Raw genomic sequence first — 14,907 nt, 5'->3', positions numbered from 1 at the left:
CGCCATCTGATTTCCTCGATAGGGCAGGCACCACGCCCGCCCCTGCAGTCGGTCAGTATGCCCCGCGCTCCTCTTCATGTGCGATGAGGGCGCACTGCGTCGCGGCGATAAGGGCCGTGTGGTTCTCTCGCAGGTGATAGATGCTGAGAACGGCGAGGCGTGATTGAAGCCACCCGTGCCAACTCCCGGCGCTGGGCAGCGGGTGGTCAAGGTAGAGGTGTGCGGCCATCACTGCAGCGTCGTGCAAGTCCTCCAACTGTGAGACCAGGGCGGGGGCGTGGTCCAGGGTGGTCACATCACCGATTGTGGTGGCTGTCTGGCGCAGCAGGGCGGCAAGCTCCAGGGCCTTGGCTGCGGTGCTGGTGATACCTTGGCGCAGTTGACTTGGCGACGAGAAGGCGAGCGGTTCATCATCCTTGCGGCGCAGGTGGGAACCCGGGGGCTGCTCTTCCGGCAGATGAGATGCCCGGCCGAAGAACTGCCAGACCGCATCCAGGCGGGTCAGTCGATCCTCACCGCGCCACCGTTCGCTTTCGTCGGCCAGGATACTGTCGATAACGGCCTTGGCGGCGTGCATCACCGCGGGGGCGTCGATGATAGCTGCCATGCGCTGGTGCTGCGGGGTCATGTTCTCCTGTTCGAAGATGTCGGACCATTCGGCGAACTCGTCGGGGTAGGCATCGGAGAAGCGGGTGTAAACGGGCGTGGCTTGGGTGGACATGGTGCCTCCTGGGCAGTCGTGTGATGGTGGAAACGGGTGAAAGATCGTCACGGCTAGGAGAGATGTTCACGGGCCTGCCCCTTGGAAACCCAGTGCTGGCGCGGGTTTTCAAGGGGTTGTGACGATGTGTAGATCGTGTAGATCTTTTTCCGGTATTCCTTGGGGGCGGAAAAATAAAAAATCAGGCTCGGCGAAGGGTTACGACGTTGCCTGCATCGGTGCGGGTGAGGAGGTCCAGGCGCTCGCCTAGCAGGCTCCAGGCTTGGCGCATCTCGGCTTCGTAGCTGTGGCGCTGGTAGATCCGCTTTACCTTGTTTTCCTCGGTGTGGTTCAGGCAGCGTTCCGCGACTTCGGGCAGGACGCCCAGCGCGACCATTAGGGTTGCGCCTGTGCGCCGCAGGTCGTGGGGTGTCCAACGCCCGCCGGGGAGTACGAGTTTGTCGGTGTAGTCGGCCTTGGCTCGGCCAGACATTGGCGCCTTACCCTGGCGCTGCCGGTCGCCCAGCTGCTTGGTCACGGTCTTTTCACACACGGAATCGGTGCTGCTGCGGTTGGGGTAGCACCAGGGCGCGGCGCTGTTCAAGTCCTTCACCCGTTGGAACTGCTGCTTGGTGAAGTCCGAGAGATAGACGGTGTGCGCCTTGCCGTTCTTGGCGACTTCCGGGGGAATCCACCACGTACCCTGCGCAAGGTCGATGTGCTCCCAGCGTGCGGCCAGCAGCTCACCGATGCGGCAGCATGTGGAGAGGGCAACCCAAATGGCCGCCTCGGTGGTCGGCATCAGGCCTGCCAGCGGTGCCTGGGCGGCAAGCTGGCGGATTTCATCCTCGGACAGCACGCGGTCACGCTCCACGTCTTTGCCGCCGATCTTGGCCTTCCGGATGGCTGCGGTTGGGTCGCCTTCGATGACGTCGCGATCCACTGCGAAGCGGAACATCTGCCGCATCAGGGAAAAGATGAGTTTCGCCATGCGAGGTACGCCGCGGGCGAGGAGGGCGTCTGTTACTCCCGTGATGTGCCCTTTGCGCACGTCCTCAACTGCAATTGCGCCAACGAGGGGTAGCACGTCCTTTTCGAACATGCGGCGGATCTCCTTCCCGCCGTCCCTGCGCCGGATCAGATCCACCGATGCCCAGCGCTCGAAGAGGTCGCGAACGCTTAGGCGTGCTTGCTGCGCTGCCAGCTCTGTAATCCGCTGCTCCTGCTCTGCGACGGCTTCGAGCTGGTCGGCCTTGGCCTTGAGGCGTTCGGCCTTACGGCGCTCTGCCGGATCTGAGCCGCTTTCAACTTCAACCCTGAGGCGGTCACGCTCTGCCCGGATGGCTGCGATGTTGAGCTTCGGCCATGCCCCTACGGCGATCTGCTTCACCTTGCCTTCAAAGCGGTAGCGCCAATCGAAATACACCGATACGCCGCCAGTGCCGGCGCGGACGGTGCCGATCAGGCCTCCATCCTCGCGGAGCTTCTTGCCGTGGTCTGCTTCGCGGAGCGCTTCCAGTTCCTTGACGGTGAGCTTTGCCATTTCCGTTTCCCTGTGCAGGGGGGAATTCGAAGAGGCTAAAAATTCCCCCCACATTTCCCCCCACAAAATCTGTGGATCAGGTTGTATTGTATGGGACGGGATGAGACAGGTAAAGGGCTAATTATCATACAAAACAGAGTCTTATGGTGTCTTTCAGACTCGCCGTTGGATCTGCCAAGACAGGCTTTCACCTTTATGGGGTGCAAGGGGTAGCGAGTTCGAATCCCGCCGCCCCGACCAAAAGAAACAAACAAAAGGCCCAGTCTTCGGACTGGGCCTTTTGTTTTGTATCAGCCGCTCGGCTGACACGCACTCGACGGCTATATCGTTCGGGTGCTTCGTCGCTACTTCAGAGACTGGCGTTTCGTAACCTGCCTGCCTTTGCAGGCTCGTCGATCATACGATCTTGTGTTGTGCAGAAGGAAAACGCCATGGAGCCTGTCGCTGTCATCGACTTCGAAACAACCGGTTTGTCTCCGGCACATGGTGACCGTGCCACCGAGATCGCTGCCGTCATCCTGCAGGATGGCAAGGTGGTGGATCGTTACCAGAGCCTGATGAACGCCGGCGTGCGCATTCCCTCGCACATTGAGGCGCTTACGGGCATTTCCGATGCCATGGTGCGTGACGCACCCGCGGCGGATGCGGTGATGGGGCAGGTTGCCGATTTTGTCGGCAACTATCCGCTGGTTGCCCATAATGCTTCATTCGACAGCCGCTTCTGGGATGCGGAGTTGGCTCGCATTGGCCGTCGCCGACATCAGGAGTTTGCCTGCTCGATGCTGGTGGCAAGAAGGGTCTTTCCCCAGGCTCCCAGTCACAAGCTGGGTGTGCTGATCGATTTTGCCGGGTTGCCTGTGGTCGGTCGCTATCACCGGGCGCTGGCCGATGCCGAAATGGCCGCCAGCCTGCTGCTCAGGCTTGAGGACGAACTGCGCGGCCGCTACCGGGTTCTCGATGTGTCCCATGCGCTCCTGCGCAGGATTCAGAGTGTTCCAAAGGGGCAGTTGGGCCGATGTCTGGATGATGCCAAAAACAGACAAGTGCTCTGACCTCAGCAAGGACAGTGCCGGCCAGCCCGCTTTTATCGGCAGGCGCTTTATCACGGCCAGTGCCCTGCATGATGGGTATTTGACGGGTAGTGAGCATTAGTTCTCGCTTACGCCTGCCGCCCGGGTGCAAGCTGTCTCCAGGAAATCAACATTTCAAGTTGCCTGCTCCTCCGTGAGTGGCCTTCCGGTCACCCGGCAGCTTGATCTTGTAATGGAAGGGAAGGCGATGGGCCCGTTTGCATGGTGGCTGGATTATTGGGCAGGTGTCATGGACTCCTGTGCGGTGCATTTTCTTGTACGGACACCGCCGGACGGCGGAGAGACGCCGGCAGGTACATCACAGCGTGAGCCGCACTGAGGGCGGTGAAATCCCCTGCGGCGGGGGTCGATGTCAGGCAAAACCACTCCATGGAGTGGTTTTGTGTTTTCAGGGATCAAGTTCCGGAGGGGCGCTTGGGCATAGAATCCTGACTTCAGTTGTGCCGAGCCGAAAGCCTGATGCGGGATGCCAGAAAAGAAAAACCCCCGGCAAGGGGAGCCGGGGGTCAAAAGCGCCTTGCTTGCTCAAGGCCCCGCTCAGGGAGGTATAGCGGGAGACGGTTCAGCACCATCTGCTGCTTTGTGCATGTGTGGGGGAAGAAAGTTCCTGCCCCATTTCGTTTCCAGATGTAAGTACACGAGATCCTCATGAGTCCAGTCCAGTCTGCCTTTCCCGCAAGCCGCATGCGCCGCATGCGTCGCGATGATTTTTCCCGCCGCCTGATGCGCGAGCATCGTCTGTCGGCGGATGACCTGATCTACCCGGTGTTCGTGCTCGAGGGCGAGCAGATCGTCCAACCCGTGCCGTCCATGCCCGGGGTGAGCCGCATGTCCCTGGATCGCCTGCTGCAGGTGGCCGAAGAGGCTGTCTCCCTGGGGGTGCCAGCCCTGGCCCTGTTTCCGGTGGTGGAGGGCGACAAGAAGTCCCTGGGAGCCGAAGAGGCCTTCAACCCCGACGGCCTGGTCCCCCGCGTGGTTCAGGCCCTCAAGTCGCGCTTCCCCGAGCTCGGGGTGATCACCGATGTGGCGCTCGACCCCTACACCAGCCATGGGCAGGACGGGCTGATCGACGATACGGGTTACGTGCTTAACGACGAAACCCTGGAGGTGCTGGCCAGACAGGCCCTGTGCCACGCCCAGGCCGGTGCCGACGTGGTGGCGCCGTCCGACATGATGGATGGCCGCGTGGCGCGCATCCGTGCCGAACTCGACCAGGCCCGGCAGATCCATACGCGCATCCTGGCCTACTCGGCCAAGTATGCATCGAGCTTCTACGGACCGTTCCGGGATGCGGTGGGTTCGGCCGGTAATCTGGGCAAGGGCAACAAGTACACCTACCAGATGGACCCGGCCAATTCCAACGAGGCTATTCGTGAAGTGGCCCTGGACATCTCGGAAGGGGCGGACATGTTCATGGTCAAACCCGGCATGCCTTACCTGGACATCGTTCGTCGGGTGAAGAGCGAGCTCCAGGTGCCCACGTATGTGTACCAGGTGAGTGGCGAGTACGCGATGCTGAAGGCCGCCGCGGCCAACGGCTGGCTGAACGAGCAGGCCTGCGTGCTGGAGTCGCTGGTGGCCTTCAAGCGGGCCGGGGCAGACGGCATCCTGACCTACTACGCGTTGGATGCAGCCCGCTGGCTGAAGGAAGAGGCCTGATCCCTGTTGCCGGAGGGGTTCATCCGTCCGGCAACAGCGTCCGGGCGCCCTCGAAGCGCTCGGAGAAATAGCGGCTGTCCAGGCGGTCTACCCGCACCTTGCCCTTGCTGCTGGGGGCATGGATGAACTTGCCGTCTCCCATGTAGATGCCCATGTGCGAATAGGCCCGGCCCAGGGTGTTGAAGAACACCAGATCGCCGGGGCGGAGTGCCTGGGTGGCTACGGGGCGGGTGCGCTCGGCGATACCGGCCGCGTTGTAGGGCAGCTTGCGGCCGCTGACCTGCTCGACGATGTAGCTCACCATGCCGCTGCAGTCCAGCCCGGCCTCCGGGTTCTTGCCGCCGAAGCGGTAACCCGTGTCGAGCAGTCCGAGTGCATAGAGCACGACCTCCTGGGCGTGGTCGTGGCTCGGCAGGGCGAACCAGCCGCCTGCCGGTGGCACCGTACGGACGGTGGGTGGCCCGCTTGGGCGCGGGGGTGTCTGGCTGCAGCCGGCCAGGACCGCCACCAGCACCACGGCAGCCCAGCGCTCAGGCCGTGAGCCGAAGGGTGACCGGGCCATGATTTACCAGTGAAACCGTCATCGCGGCACCGAACTCGCCGGTGGCCACCACGGGGTGGCGCTGGCGGGCGAGGGTGACGAGCTCGTTGAAGAGGCGCTCGGCGTCGGCCGGGGCGGCCGCGGGCGTGAAGCTCGGGCGGGTGCCCTTGGCCGTATCGGCTGCGAGGGTGAACTGGGATACGAGCAGCAGCCCGCCCCCGGTATCGGTGAGGGAGCGGTTCATCTTCCCCGCGTCGTCCGAGAACACCCGATAACCCAGGAGGCGTTCCACCATGCGCGCTGCGTTGGCCGATTGGTCAGCCTTTTCCACTGCCACCAGGGCCAGCAGGCCCGGGCCGATCTCCCCCACAGTCTGCCCGGCCACACTGACGCGGGCTTCGAGCACGCGCTGGATCAGGGCGATCATTCAAGCAGCTCGATCTGACCGCTGACATTGACTGTCACCGGGCTGTCGCCGGCCTCGATGGGGGCCGGTGGGGGGGCGGCTTCGGCCATCATGGCAGAGGCGCGCATGTATGGCATCGCCTGTTTGGGTTGCATGCCGCCGGTGTTGATGCTCAGGTGTTTGATCTTCCACTTCTTCTTCAGGCTGCCGGCAACCAGGCGGGCACGCCCTTCAAAGGCGCCGAGGGCGTCGGCAATGGCTTCGTCCTCGATCTTCTTCCAGGTGTCGGGCGAGGGGGCGGCACTCAGCCCCGCCACCGCCATGCTTTGCTGCAGCTTGCCGAGGAGTTCCGACAGGGCTGCGGCGTCACTGCTTTCAAGGGCCAGGGTGGAGCGCATGCGCCAAGCCTCGATGCTGCGACCGGTCTTGCCATAGACCGGGTAGGTCGAATTGCCCGCCGAGCGGACCTTGACTGCGGGTACGCCTCGGGCAGTCTGGATGGCCTGGGTCACGATGGTATTCACCTTGCGGGCCACTTCGCCCGGGTTGGCGTCGGTGGCCTCGGCATAAACCTGGGCGCGGAACAGGTCGTTCGGCGCGCTGCGGCTGCTCTCAACGGAGATGTCAGCGGTGGGCAGGGCCGGCGTGGCGGGGGTGTCCGCGGCTTGGGCATGGGGAAGGGCGAAGCCGACGGCGAGCAGCGCCAGGGGCCGGATCAGGCGAAGGGTCATGGAAGCCTCATTCAGAATGCAGGAGTGCATTGGAGCATGGCCCCGACATTCTGGCCAAGCGTGCAAGGGATGCAAGCCTCCGGAAGTGACGCAGACAGTTGGCGTTGGCCCGCGGCGATGCGGACGGCAGCATCGGCCCCTTTTGCGCGGGCTTGGGCCCGGAGGCTGGTGATGGCGGATTCACGCATGTTGGGGGCTGGGCTGGTGGCGCTGTCAGCGGCTTCCTTTGGCGCCATGGCAATTTTCGCCCGCTTTGCCTTGGCGGACGGTGTCGAGGTGTCGGCGCTGCTCTTCCTGCGCTTTCTGATCGCTGGCGTGGTGATGGCCCTAGTGATGGTGGTGACCCGGCGCTCCTGGCCCCATGGGCGCAACCGGATGGTACTGGTGCTGATGGGGGGCGTGGGATACGTGGGCCAGTCCCTGTGTTTCTTCCTGGCCCTCAATCATGCCTCCGCCGGTCTGGTAGCTCTGCTGCTGTATCTCTATCCCTTTCTCGTCACGCTCATTGGCGTGATGTTCCTGGGGGAGCGCATGACCCCCTTGCGGGCCGCTGCGGTGCTGGCGGCGCTGCTGGGTACCGGCCTCACCATCGGGTCCGGCCTGGGCGGAAGCGCCCTGGGAATCGCTCTGGGGGTGGCGGCCGCGCTGATCTACTCGGTGTACATCCTCGTAGGCAGCCGGGTCCTGCGGGAAGAGGAGCCCCTCGGGGCGGCCACGGTGGTGATGCTGGCGGCGGCAGTGGTCTTTGGCCTGGGCGTGGTGCTGGAGTCGCCGCGATTTCCCGCGTCCCTCGCCGGTTGGAGCAGTGTGCTGGCGATTGCGCTGGTGTCCACGGTGCTGGCCATGGTCGGCTTCTTTGCGGGCATGAAGCGCCTGGGGGCTTCCGATGCGGCAACCCTGTCGACGCTGGAGCCGGTGGTGACCTTTGTTCTCGCCGCTCTTTTCCTGGATGAGTCGGTGACGCTCATCCAGGTCGCGGGGGGTGTGATCGTGTTGACTGCGGTGATAGCGCTGGCCCGCAGCCGGGCCTAGGTTTTCAGGGGCTCGACCAGATCCCGGTAGGCGTGCCAGGTAGCGTGCCCGACCACTGGCATGAGCACAGCCAGACCGATGTGGAAGCTCATGAAGCCCAGCAGGGTGAGACCGACGATCAGGGCGGCCCACACCAGCAGCGGTAGCGGATTTTCGGCAAGCGCCCTGATGCTGGCCAGCATCGAGGTGACGGCATCCTGGTTACGGTCCAGCATCAGCGGGATGGAGACGACGCTGACGGCGAAGACCAGTAGCGCGAAGATGAAACCGACCCCGCAGTAAACCAGCAGGAATTCCAGGTTTTCCATACTCAGGACCTGGGTCAGGAAACCGCTGAGGTTGGGCATCTCGCGGGTGTAGAAGATGGCGAAGACGACCAGCGAGGCGCGCGCCCAGATCAGGAAGATGACGGTCAGGACGGCGGCAAAGACCGCGATGTTGCCGGCATTGCGGCGCCACACCGTAAGCGTTGGCACCAGGGCGCATGCCTGCCCCAGCTCCCGTCGGCGCGACAGTTCGTAGAGGCCCATCGCAAAAAACGGGGCCAGGAGCAGGAAGCCGGTGGTGACTGCCGAGGTGTACTGGTAGGCGTGTTCAAACACGAAGGTGACCAGTAAGCCCATGGCAGTAAAACAGAAGCCGTAGAACAGGCTGGCTGTCGGGCAGGCCTTGAGGTCGGAGAAACCGCGGGCGATCCAGCGAAAGGGGGCGCCGAATCCAATGTTGCGGATAGTTGGGAAGGGTAATCCGGCGCCGGCTTGTTCGTCTGCGGGGGTGGGTTGCTGAGCCATGGTTTGTCTCCGTTATCGTTTTTTGGATGGGGATGGCTGGCAGGGCAGGATCAGATCATCGCGGCACCTGAGCGGAAGAGGGGAAAGCACCGACAAAGTTCCATAGGGCGTCGAGCACGGCACCGGGTGCTTCCGACATCATGGCGTGACCGGCGTCGGGAATGATGGCTTTACGAACCGTGGTGGTGTCCGCAAACGCAGCCGCCAGCGGCGCGGTGGCCTTAGGCGGGGTCATGCGATCAAGGGCGGCACTCAGCAGCAGTGTGGGGCAGGCTACCCGCGCGGCGGCGTCGAATCCACCGGTGTAGGCATTGCAGGCGGCCATGTCCCGGTGCAGTACACCGGCAGCCTGGCGTTGCATAAGTCGTTCATTGAGCGCCGTCAGGTTGATGCCGGGAATGCTGCTTGCGCCGAGCTGGGCGCGGGGAGCATAGGACCACTGGTTGATCATGGCGTGGGCCTTGTCCCGGTTCGAGAGGGTCGCGTCCAGCAGGGGCGCAGCCACTGGCATGGGGAAGACCGAGCCGATAAGCATGAGGTGGCTGATTCGCTCGGGAGCGCGGGCTGCGGCCTCCAGGGCAATGAGTGACCCCATGCTGTGGCCGGCCAGGGCGACCCCACCGAGGCCAAGTCCGGCTGCGAAGTCCACCGTCCACTCCGCCAGGGCTTCGATGCTGCCCAGTTGTGGGCCGGCAGAGCGGCCGTGGCCGGGGAGGTCGGGGGCGATCACGTTCCAGCCATGGGAGGCGAAGTGACGGCTCTGCAGCGTCCACACGCTGTGATCGTGTCCGGCACCGTGAATGAAGAGGATCGTGGGGCGGCCCGCTTCGGTCTTGCGGCCACCGGTGTAGTGGTAGATGGGAAGGCTGTGTTTCATCGGTTGGGGGCTCAGGCGGTGGCTTTCTGGGCGGCGTAAAGGCCACGGTCCAGGTCTTCGATCAAATCGGCAGCGGTTTCCAGTCCGGCGGACAGGCGGATCGTGCCTTCCGTGATGCCCGCCGCCCGCAGGGCCTCCGGTGACATGCGGAAGTGGGTGGTGCTGGCCGGGTGAATGGCCAGGGATTTGGCATCCCCCACGTTGGCCAGATGGGAGAACAGGCGCAGTCCTTCGATGAAGGCGGTGCCGCCCTTGCGCCCGCCCTTGAGGCTGAAGCTGAACACGCCACCGCAACCCTTGGGTAGCAGGCGGGCAGCCAGGGCGTGGTCGGGATGGCTGTCGAGCTCGGGCCAGGACACCGACTCGACCAGCGGGTGCCTGACCAGATGGGCCACCAGCTGGCGTGCATTAGCCACGTGACGTTCCATGCGCAGTCCGAGGGTTTCCATGCCCTGCAGGATCTGGAAGGCATTCATGGGCGACAGGCAGGCGCCAAAATCGCGCAGGCCTTCGCGACGCGCCCGCAGCAGGAAGGCGGCGATCGGCGACTCTTCGGCGAAGTCCATGCCGTGAAAGCCGTCATAGGGCTCGGTCAGGGTCGGAAAGTTGCCGCCGGAGCCTTCCCAGTCGAAGCTGCCGCCATCTACCAGCAGACCGCCGATGGCCACGCCATGGCCTCCCAGGTATTTGGTGGCGGAGTGCATGACCAGATCGGCACCGAGATCGAGAGGGCATTGCAAGACTGGTGTGGCCAGGGTGGCATCCACCAGCAGCGGCACACGAGCGTCGTGGGCAATGGCCGAGATGGCCGGAATGTCGAGCACCTCGAGGCCGGGGTTGCCGATGGATTCGCCGAAAAACAGGCGGGTCTCCGGGCGGATCGCGTCACGCCACGCCTGGTGGTCACCGGCCGGCACGAAGGTGGTGTGGATGCCGAAGCGGGGCAGGGTATAGCCCAGCAGGTTGTGGGAGCCACCGTAGAGGGAGCGCGAGGCCACGATGTGTCCGCCGTTGCCCATCAGCGTGGTGATGGCCAGCATCAGGGCGGCCTGACCGCTGGCGCAGGCGATGGCGCCCACGCCACCGTCGAGGGCGGCAATGCGCTCTTCCAGGACCGCATTGGTGGGGTTGGAGATGCGCGAATAGACGTGCCCGGCCCGCTCCTGATTGAACAGGGCTGCGGCCTGCTCAGTGTCCTCGAAGACGTAGCTGGTGGTGAAGTGGATCGGGGTGGCGCGGGAGTGATGCACCGGGTCGGGGGTCTGGCCGGCGTGCAGGGCGAGCGTGTCGGCCCCGGCGTTACGGTGAATGGACATGCGTTATCGAAAAGCGGGAGATGAAAAGGGGACTCAGGCGGGAACGTCCGGATCAAGCATGCGCTGGATCAGGGCGATTCGGTCCTTGAGCAGGAGCTTGCGTTTCTTCAGGCGCCGCAACAGCAACTCGCTGTTGGGGGGCGGGGCATGGGAGATCTGGGTGATGACCGCGTCGAGATCCCGATGCTCGGTGGACAGGGCAGTCAGCCGAGAGGACAGGCTGGTTACGTCGGCGTCGGGTTCTATGCAGTCATTCATGCCTGATGGGGTGCGGACGGGCGATGGGCTCTCGTGAATCTTAGGCGCGGGGCCGTCGAAATACAACGCTGGCGGGGAACTTGAAGTGGTGCATTGTGTTCCCATCTGCAGTAGCGATAGTACCCACGCGGTAAAACCCAGCAATCAGGAGAACGGCCATGAACATCATGCTCAACAATCCGGTGCTTTACGTGGTGGATTACCCGAATGTCGATGCGGTCGAGGTGATCGATAAACGGCGAGGGGTCGGGATGCTTTTTCGCGACGAGGCAGCACGCCGTTTTCGTCAGGAGTTGCGTGAGTTGAGCGCTTCCGCGACGGAAATGGATGACTTCGAGAACTGGATTGCCGATTACGATACCCTGATGACCCAGCCAGCCATTTACCACTGAAGCTTTGATTCTCAAGTGGGGCCACCTGCCGCGGCAACTTGCCAGCCCGGCGGGTGGCCCCTAACATTCGCCTCCCTCAATCTGCATCTTCGGAGTTCGCCAGGGTGAACAAGGCCTTCGTGAAGGAAAACGACCAGGACGACGAAGAGTCACTGCCTGGTGTGCCGAGCTTGCCGCCCGGTACCCGCAACTATATGACCCGCAAGGGCTACGAAGTGCTGCGCATGGAACTCGATAACCTGGTTCGGGATGAGCGCCCGCAACTGGTGGAAACCGTGCGCTGGGCTGCGTCCAATGGCGACCGCTCGGAGAATGGGGACTACATTTACGGCAAGAAACGCCTTCGCGAGATCGATCGGCGCATCCGCTTCCTGATCAAGCGCCTGGAGAATTCAACGGTCGTGACGCCCTCCGAGCAGGAGAACACCGAGCAGGTCTTCTTTGGTGCCACGGTGACCGTCTGTGACATCGACGGGGCGGACGAGCAGACTTACCAGATCGTCGGTGTGGATGAGGCCAATGCCTCGGAGGGGCGCATCAGCTGGATCGCGCCCCTGTCCAGGGCCTTGCTCAAGGCGCGGGAGGGCGACGTGATCCGCTTTGCCAGCCCGGCCGGCCTGCGCGAGATCGAGGTGGTCGAGATCCGCTACGTGTAAGGGCTGAGCGCGTCAGGCGTTGAGCTTTTCCCTGGGCCGGCGGACCATCGCCGGGCTACGGGGCAGCGTGAAAAACATGGTCGTGCCGGTGCCCGGTGACGACTCGGCCCACACCGTGCCGCCGTGGCGCTCGATCACCCGGCGTACGCTGGCCAGCCCGATCCCCGAGCCCTCGAAGCCATCCCGCCGGTGCAGTTGCTGGAAAGGCTGGAAGAGCTTGGCGGCGTGGGCCATGTCGAAGCCGATACCGTTGTCGGTCACGTAGAAGAGCTTTTCATCGCCATGGGGGCGTCCGCCCACGTGGATCAGGGCCGGTTGGCTGTCACGGGTGAACTTCCAGGCGTTGGCCAGCAGGTTCTGCAGGGCATTGCGGATCAGCACAGGATCTGCGTCGGCACTCAGATCGGCCTCCACGTGGTTTTGTACGACCCGCCCGGGGCTGGTGGCGGCCAGTTCATCGAGGATCTCATGGGCGATGGCGCTCACGTCGGTGTGTTCGATGCGCAGGGTGTGGCGGGATACGCTGGCGAGCTTCTGCAATTCGTCGATCAGCTCGCCCATGCGCAGGCTGGCCCGGCGCAGGCGTATCAGGTAGCTCTGCCCGGTTTCATCGAGGCGGTCACCGTAGTCCTCGGCCAGGGCGTGGGAGAAGCCGTTGATGGCACGCAGGGGGGCACGCAGGTCGTGGGAGACCGAGTAACTGAAGCTGAGCAGCTCGCGGTTGGAGTGCTCGAGCTCCTCGGTGCGCTGCAGCACCCTTTGTTCGAGGGTGGCGTTCAGTTCGGCCAGGGCCGCACGCTCCGTGTCCCGGCGCATGGTGTCCCGGTGCAGCAGGACGGCAAGGGCGCCGAGCAGGGCCAGCATGACGCCGGCGGCGGCGAGGATGCGGTCACGGTGTTCGTAGTAGTCGCTCAGGGCGCTGTCCACCGGCCGGCTGGTGGCAACGATCAGCGGACGGTCGGCGAGGCGGCGGTAGGCGGTGATGCGTTCCACCGGGTCTGCCACCGTAGATGCCGTGACGATCATGCTGCGCTGTTGCAGATCAGCGCCGATGGCCGGTGAGTCGGTAACGCTGGAGCCTATCTGTCCTTCGGCTTGGGGGTGCCGGATGAGGGTGATGGCGCGGGTCGCGTGCAGGATCAGGATCGTGTCCCGGGTGGCAAGGTCCAGCTCCTGATAAACCCCTTCGAAGTAACGGTGGCTCATGGCTGCACCGGCGGTACCGAGATATTTTCCCGAGGGATCGAAGATCTGCCGGCTGAGGGGCGTTACCCACTGGCCGCTGGCCGGGCTGCGGGTCGGGCTGCCAATCTCGACGCCATCGCGCAGTAGCTGGGGCATCGCCGGCTTATGGCCACCCGTGCGATCTGTGGGCGGAGCGGTCTCCGGTAGGTTATTTGAATCGGCGGCCAGGCTGCCGTCTTCCCGCTCGACAAACAGGTAGTCGGCTTCGGGCAGGCTGGAGGCGCGCTGGCGCAGCAGGGCCTGAAGCTCCCGGTCGCCAAAGGCTTCCAGGCCGCCTCGCTGGGCCACGTGACCGGCAATCTCGGAAATGACCGATTCGGTTTCACCAAAGCTGCGTGCCACGTGCTCCTCGAGTACGCGGGTCAGGCTCAGAAGTTCGGACTCGGCCCGCTGCAGGGCTTGTTCCCGGTCAAAGCGGATCAGGGAAAGTGCCACGCCGACGATCAGCGAGGCGAGCAGGGCAAAGGCCAGCCACACTGCGAAGCGGAAGCGACGCAGGGATGGGCTGGTCTGGGTGACATGTGCAGCCTCCGATTCGGACGGCTTTGCAGCAGGGAGAATTGAGGAAGACAGTGGAAGTCGTTCCATAAGTTGGAAGCGAGGGGCTTGAAAGTCAGAAGGGCGGGCCCATATGTGGGTCGTTAACGGTCCCCATGGAGCAAGCTTTATGACTGTCGAGCAAATGTCGTCTGCGCAAACCCTGAACTTCCAGGCCGAGGTGAAGCAGCTGCTGCACCTCATGATTCATTCGCTGTACTCGAACCGGGAGATCTTTCTCCGCGAGCTGGTCTCGAATGCATCCGATGCCTGTGACAAGCTGCGTTTCGAAGCCCTCGAGAACGGCGGGCTGTTCGAGAACGACGCCGAGTTGAAGATACGCGTGGCCCTCGACAAGACTGCCCGCACTCTGACCATCGCCGACAACGGCATCGGCATGAGCCGCGACGAGGTGGTGACCAACCTGGGTACCATCGCCAAATCGGGCACCAAGGAGTTCTTCGGCAAGCTGACCGGCGACCAGAAGAAGGACGCCCATCTGATCGGGCAGTTCGGGGTCGGTTTTTATTCTGCTTTCATCGTTGCCGACAAGGTCACCGTGCGCACTCGCCGGGCCGGCCTCGCCACCACCGACGCGGTGCAGTGGGAATGCTCGATGACCGGCGACAGCGCCGGTGAATACACCGTACAGCCCATCGACAAGGCCGACCGCGGCACCGAGATCACCCTGCATCTGCGTGATGACCAGGACGACCTGCTGTCCAGCTGGAAGCTGCGCTCCATCATCCAGAAGTACTCCGACCACATTCTCCAGCCCATCGTGATGAAGAAGGAGCAGTGGGACGAGGAGAAGAAGGAGCAGGTGGTCACCGACGAAGACGAGACCGTCAACAAGGCCAACGCCCTGTGGGCCCGCTCCAAGTCCGAGGTGAGCGACGAGGAATACACCGAGTTCTACAAGCACGTCGGCCACGACTACGAGCCGCCGTTGGCCTGGACCCACAGCAAGGTGGAAGGTCGTCACGAATACACCCAGCTGCTGTACGTACCTGGTCACGCCCCCTTCGACATGTGGGACCGCCAGGCCCGCCACGGGGTGAAGCTCTACGTGCGCCGCGTCTTCATCATGGATGACGCCGAGAAGCTGATGCCCATGTACCTGCGCTTCGTG

Annotated in this window: 16 protein-coding genes; 6 read left to right on the top strand and 10 right to left on the bottom strand. The window is 63.7% G+C overall.

The genetic code is table 11. From position 1 onward, the window contains the following. Nucleotides 1-52: 52 nt before the first annotated feature. Nucleotides 53-721: a hypothetical protein gene (locus ACIQ09_RS03665; RefSeq protein ID WP_398306282.1), complete on the bottom strand. Its 669-nt coding sequence runs from the start codon at nt 719-721 to the stop codon at nt 53-55. Between the two features lie 181 nt (nt 722-902). Beyond that, nucleotides 903-2,243 (bottom strand): tyrosine-type recombinase/integrase, encoded by a 1,341-nt coding sequence (locus ACIQ09_RS03660; protein WP_398306279.1) that lies wholly within the window; start codon nt 2,241-2,243, stop codon nt 903-905. Nucleotides 2,244-2,674: 431 nt separating this feature from the next. Between ACIQ09_RS03660 and ACIQ09_RS03655 the strand changes: the two genes are divergently transcribed. Together ACIQ09_RS03655 and hemB are read left to right on the top strand one after the other, a co-directional pair. Continuing rightward, entirely contained in the window at nt 2,675-3,295 is a 621-nt protein-coding gene (locus ACIQ09_RS03655) for a PolC-type DNA polymerase III (RefSeq protein WP_398306276.1), read from the top strand. 687 nt (nt 3,296-3,982) lie between these two features. Further along, complete coding sequence (hemB, locus tag ACIQ09_RS03650; RefSeq protein ID WP_398306273.1) at nt 3,983-4,993, top strand: porphobilinogen synthase; 1,011 nt, start codon at nt 3,983-3,985, stop codon at nt 4,991-4,993. Between the two features lie 19 nt (nt 4,994-5,012). On the opposite strand, the gene ACIQ09_RS03645 is transcribed toward hemB, so the two are convergent. Genes ACIQ09_RS03645 through ACIQ09_RS03635 form a run of 3 tightly spaced genes read right to left on the bottom strand, consistent with a single transcriptional unit; the run spans nt 5,013 to nt 6,671 of the window. Then, entirely contained in the window at nt 5,013-5,555 is a 543-nt protein-coding gene (locus ACIQ09_RS03645; protein ID WP_398306269.1) for a C40 family peptidase, read from the bottom strand. Continuing rightward, a complete protein-coding gene (dtd, locus tag ACIQ09_RS03640; RefSeq protein WP_398306266.1) occupies nt 5,524-5,961 on the bottom strand; it encodes a D-aminoacyl-tRNA deacylase in 438 nt (145 codons plus the stop codon). Before dtd ends, ACIQ09_RS03645 begins: the two co-directional genes overlap by 32 nt. Continuing rightward, nucleotides 5,958-6,671, bottom strand: coding sequence for an SIMPL domain-containing protein (locus ACIQ09_RS03635; RefSeq protein WP_398306263.1), 714 nt, complete (start codon nt 6,669-6,671; stop codon nt 5,958-5,960). Before ACIQ09_RS03635 ends, dtd begins: the two co-directional genes overlap by 4 nt. A 171-nt stretch (nt 6,672-6,842) precedes the next feature. On the opposite strand from ACIQ09_RS03635, the gene ACIQ09_RS03630 reads away from it, so the two are divergent. Further along, the gene (locus tag ACIQ09_RS03630) at nt 6,843-7,703 is read left to right on the top strand and encodes a DMT family transporter (protein ID WP_398306260.1); all 861 of its coding nucleotides are present in this window, start codon (nt 6,843-6,845) and stop codon (nt 7,701-7,703) included. Here the strand turns inward: ACIQ09_RS03630 and ACIQ09_RS03625 are convergent. Genes ACIQ09_RS03625 through ACIQ09_RS03610 form a run of 4 tightly spaced genes read right to left on the bottom strand, consistent with a single transcriptional unit; the run spans nt 7,700 to nt 10,945 of the window. Further along, the gene (locus ACIQ09_RS03625; protein ID WP_398306257.1) at nt 7,700-8,494 is read right to left on the bottom strand and encodes a DUF2189 domain-containing protein; all 795 of its coding nucleotides are present in this window, start codon (nt 8,492-8,494) and stop codon (nt 7,700-7,702) included. The genes ACIQ09_RS03630 and ACIQ09_RS03625 overlap by 4 nt on opposite strands. Before the next feature lie 55 nt (nt 8,495-8,549). Continuing rightward, the gene (locus tag ACIQ09_RS03620) at nt 8,550-9,371 is read right to left on the bottom strand and encodes an alpha/beta fold hydrolase (protein ID WP_398306254.1); all 822 of its coding nucleotides are present in this window, start codon (nt 9,369-9,371) and stop codon (nt 8,550-8,552) included. Nucleotides 9,372-9,382: 11 nt separating this feature from the next. After that, nucleotides 9,383-10,687, bottom strand: a complete 1,305-nt coding sequence (locus tag ACIQ09_RS03615; RefSeq protein WP_398306251.1) for an O-acetylhomoserine aminocarboxypropyltransferase — start codon at nt 10,685-10,687, stop codon at nt 9,383-9,385. 33 nt (nt 10,688-10,720) lie between these two features. Next, nucleotides 10,721-10,945 carry a DUF465 domain-containing protein gene (locus tag ACIQ09_RS03610; RefSeq protein WP_398306248.1) on the bottom strand — a complete coding sequence of 75 codons (225 nt, stop codon included), beginning with the start codon at nt 10,943-10,945 and terminating at the stop codon, nt 10,721-10,723. Nucleotides 10,946-11,103: 158 nt separating this feature from the next. Here ACIQ09_RS03610 and ACIQ09_RS03605 point away from each other — a divergent pair, with 158 nt between their 5' ends. Beyond that, the gene (locus tag ACIQ09_RS03605) at nt 11,104-11,337 is read left to right on the top strand and encodes a DUF3567 family protein (protein WP_398306245.1); all 234 of its coding nucleotides are present in this window, start codon (nt 11,104-11,106) and stop codon (nt 11,335-11,337) included. A 104-nt stretch (nt 11,338-11,441) separates the two neighbouring features. Further along, a complete protein-coding gene (gene greB / locus ACIQ09_RS03600; protein WP_398306242.1) occupies nt 11,442-11,993 on the top strand; it encodes a transcription elongation factor GreB in 552 nt (183 codons plus the stop codon). Between the two features lie 12 nt (nt 11,994-12,005). On the opposite strand, the gene ACIQ09_RS03595 is transcribed toward greB, so the two are convergent. Then, entirely contained in the window at nt 12,006-13,826 is a 1,821-nt protein-coding gene (locus ACIQ09_RS03595) for an ATP-binding protein (RefSeq protein ID WP_398306239.1), read from the bottom strand. Nucleotides 13,827-13,905: 79 nt separating this feature from the next. Here ACIQ09_RS03595 and htpG point away from each other — a divergent pair. Then, the coding region (gene htpG / locus ACIQ09_RS03590; RefSeq protein WP_398306236.1) for a molecular chaperone HtpG at nt 13,906-14,907 on the top strand (1,002 nt) is incomplete at its 3' end.

Origin of the sequence: Zoogloea sp. (assembly GCF_044344315.1) — a bacterium.
Taxonomy (GTDB): domain Bacteria; phylum Pseudomonadota; class Gammaproteobacteria; order Burkholderiales; family Rhodocyclaceae; genus Zoogloea.
The sequence above is the reverse complement of the archived record's forward strand: the minus strand, read 5'-3'. Positions and strand labels throughout refer to the sequence as shown.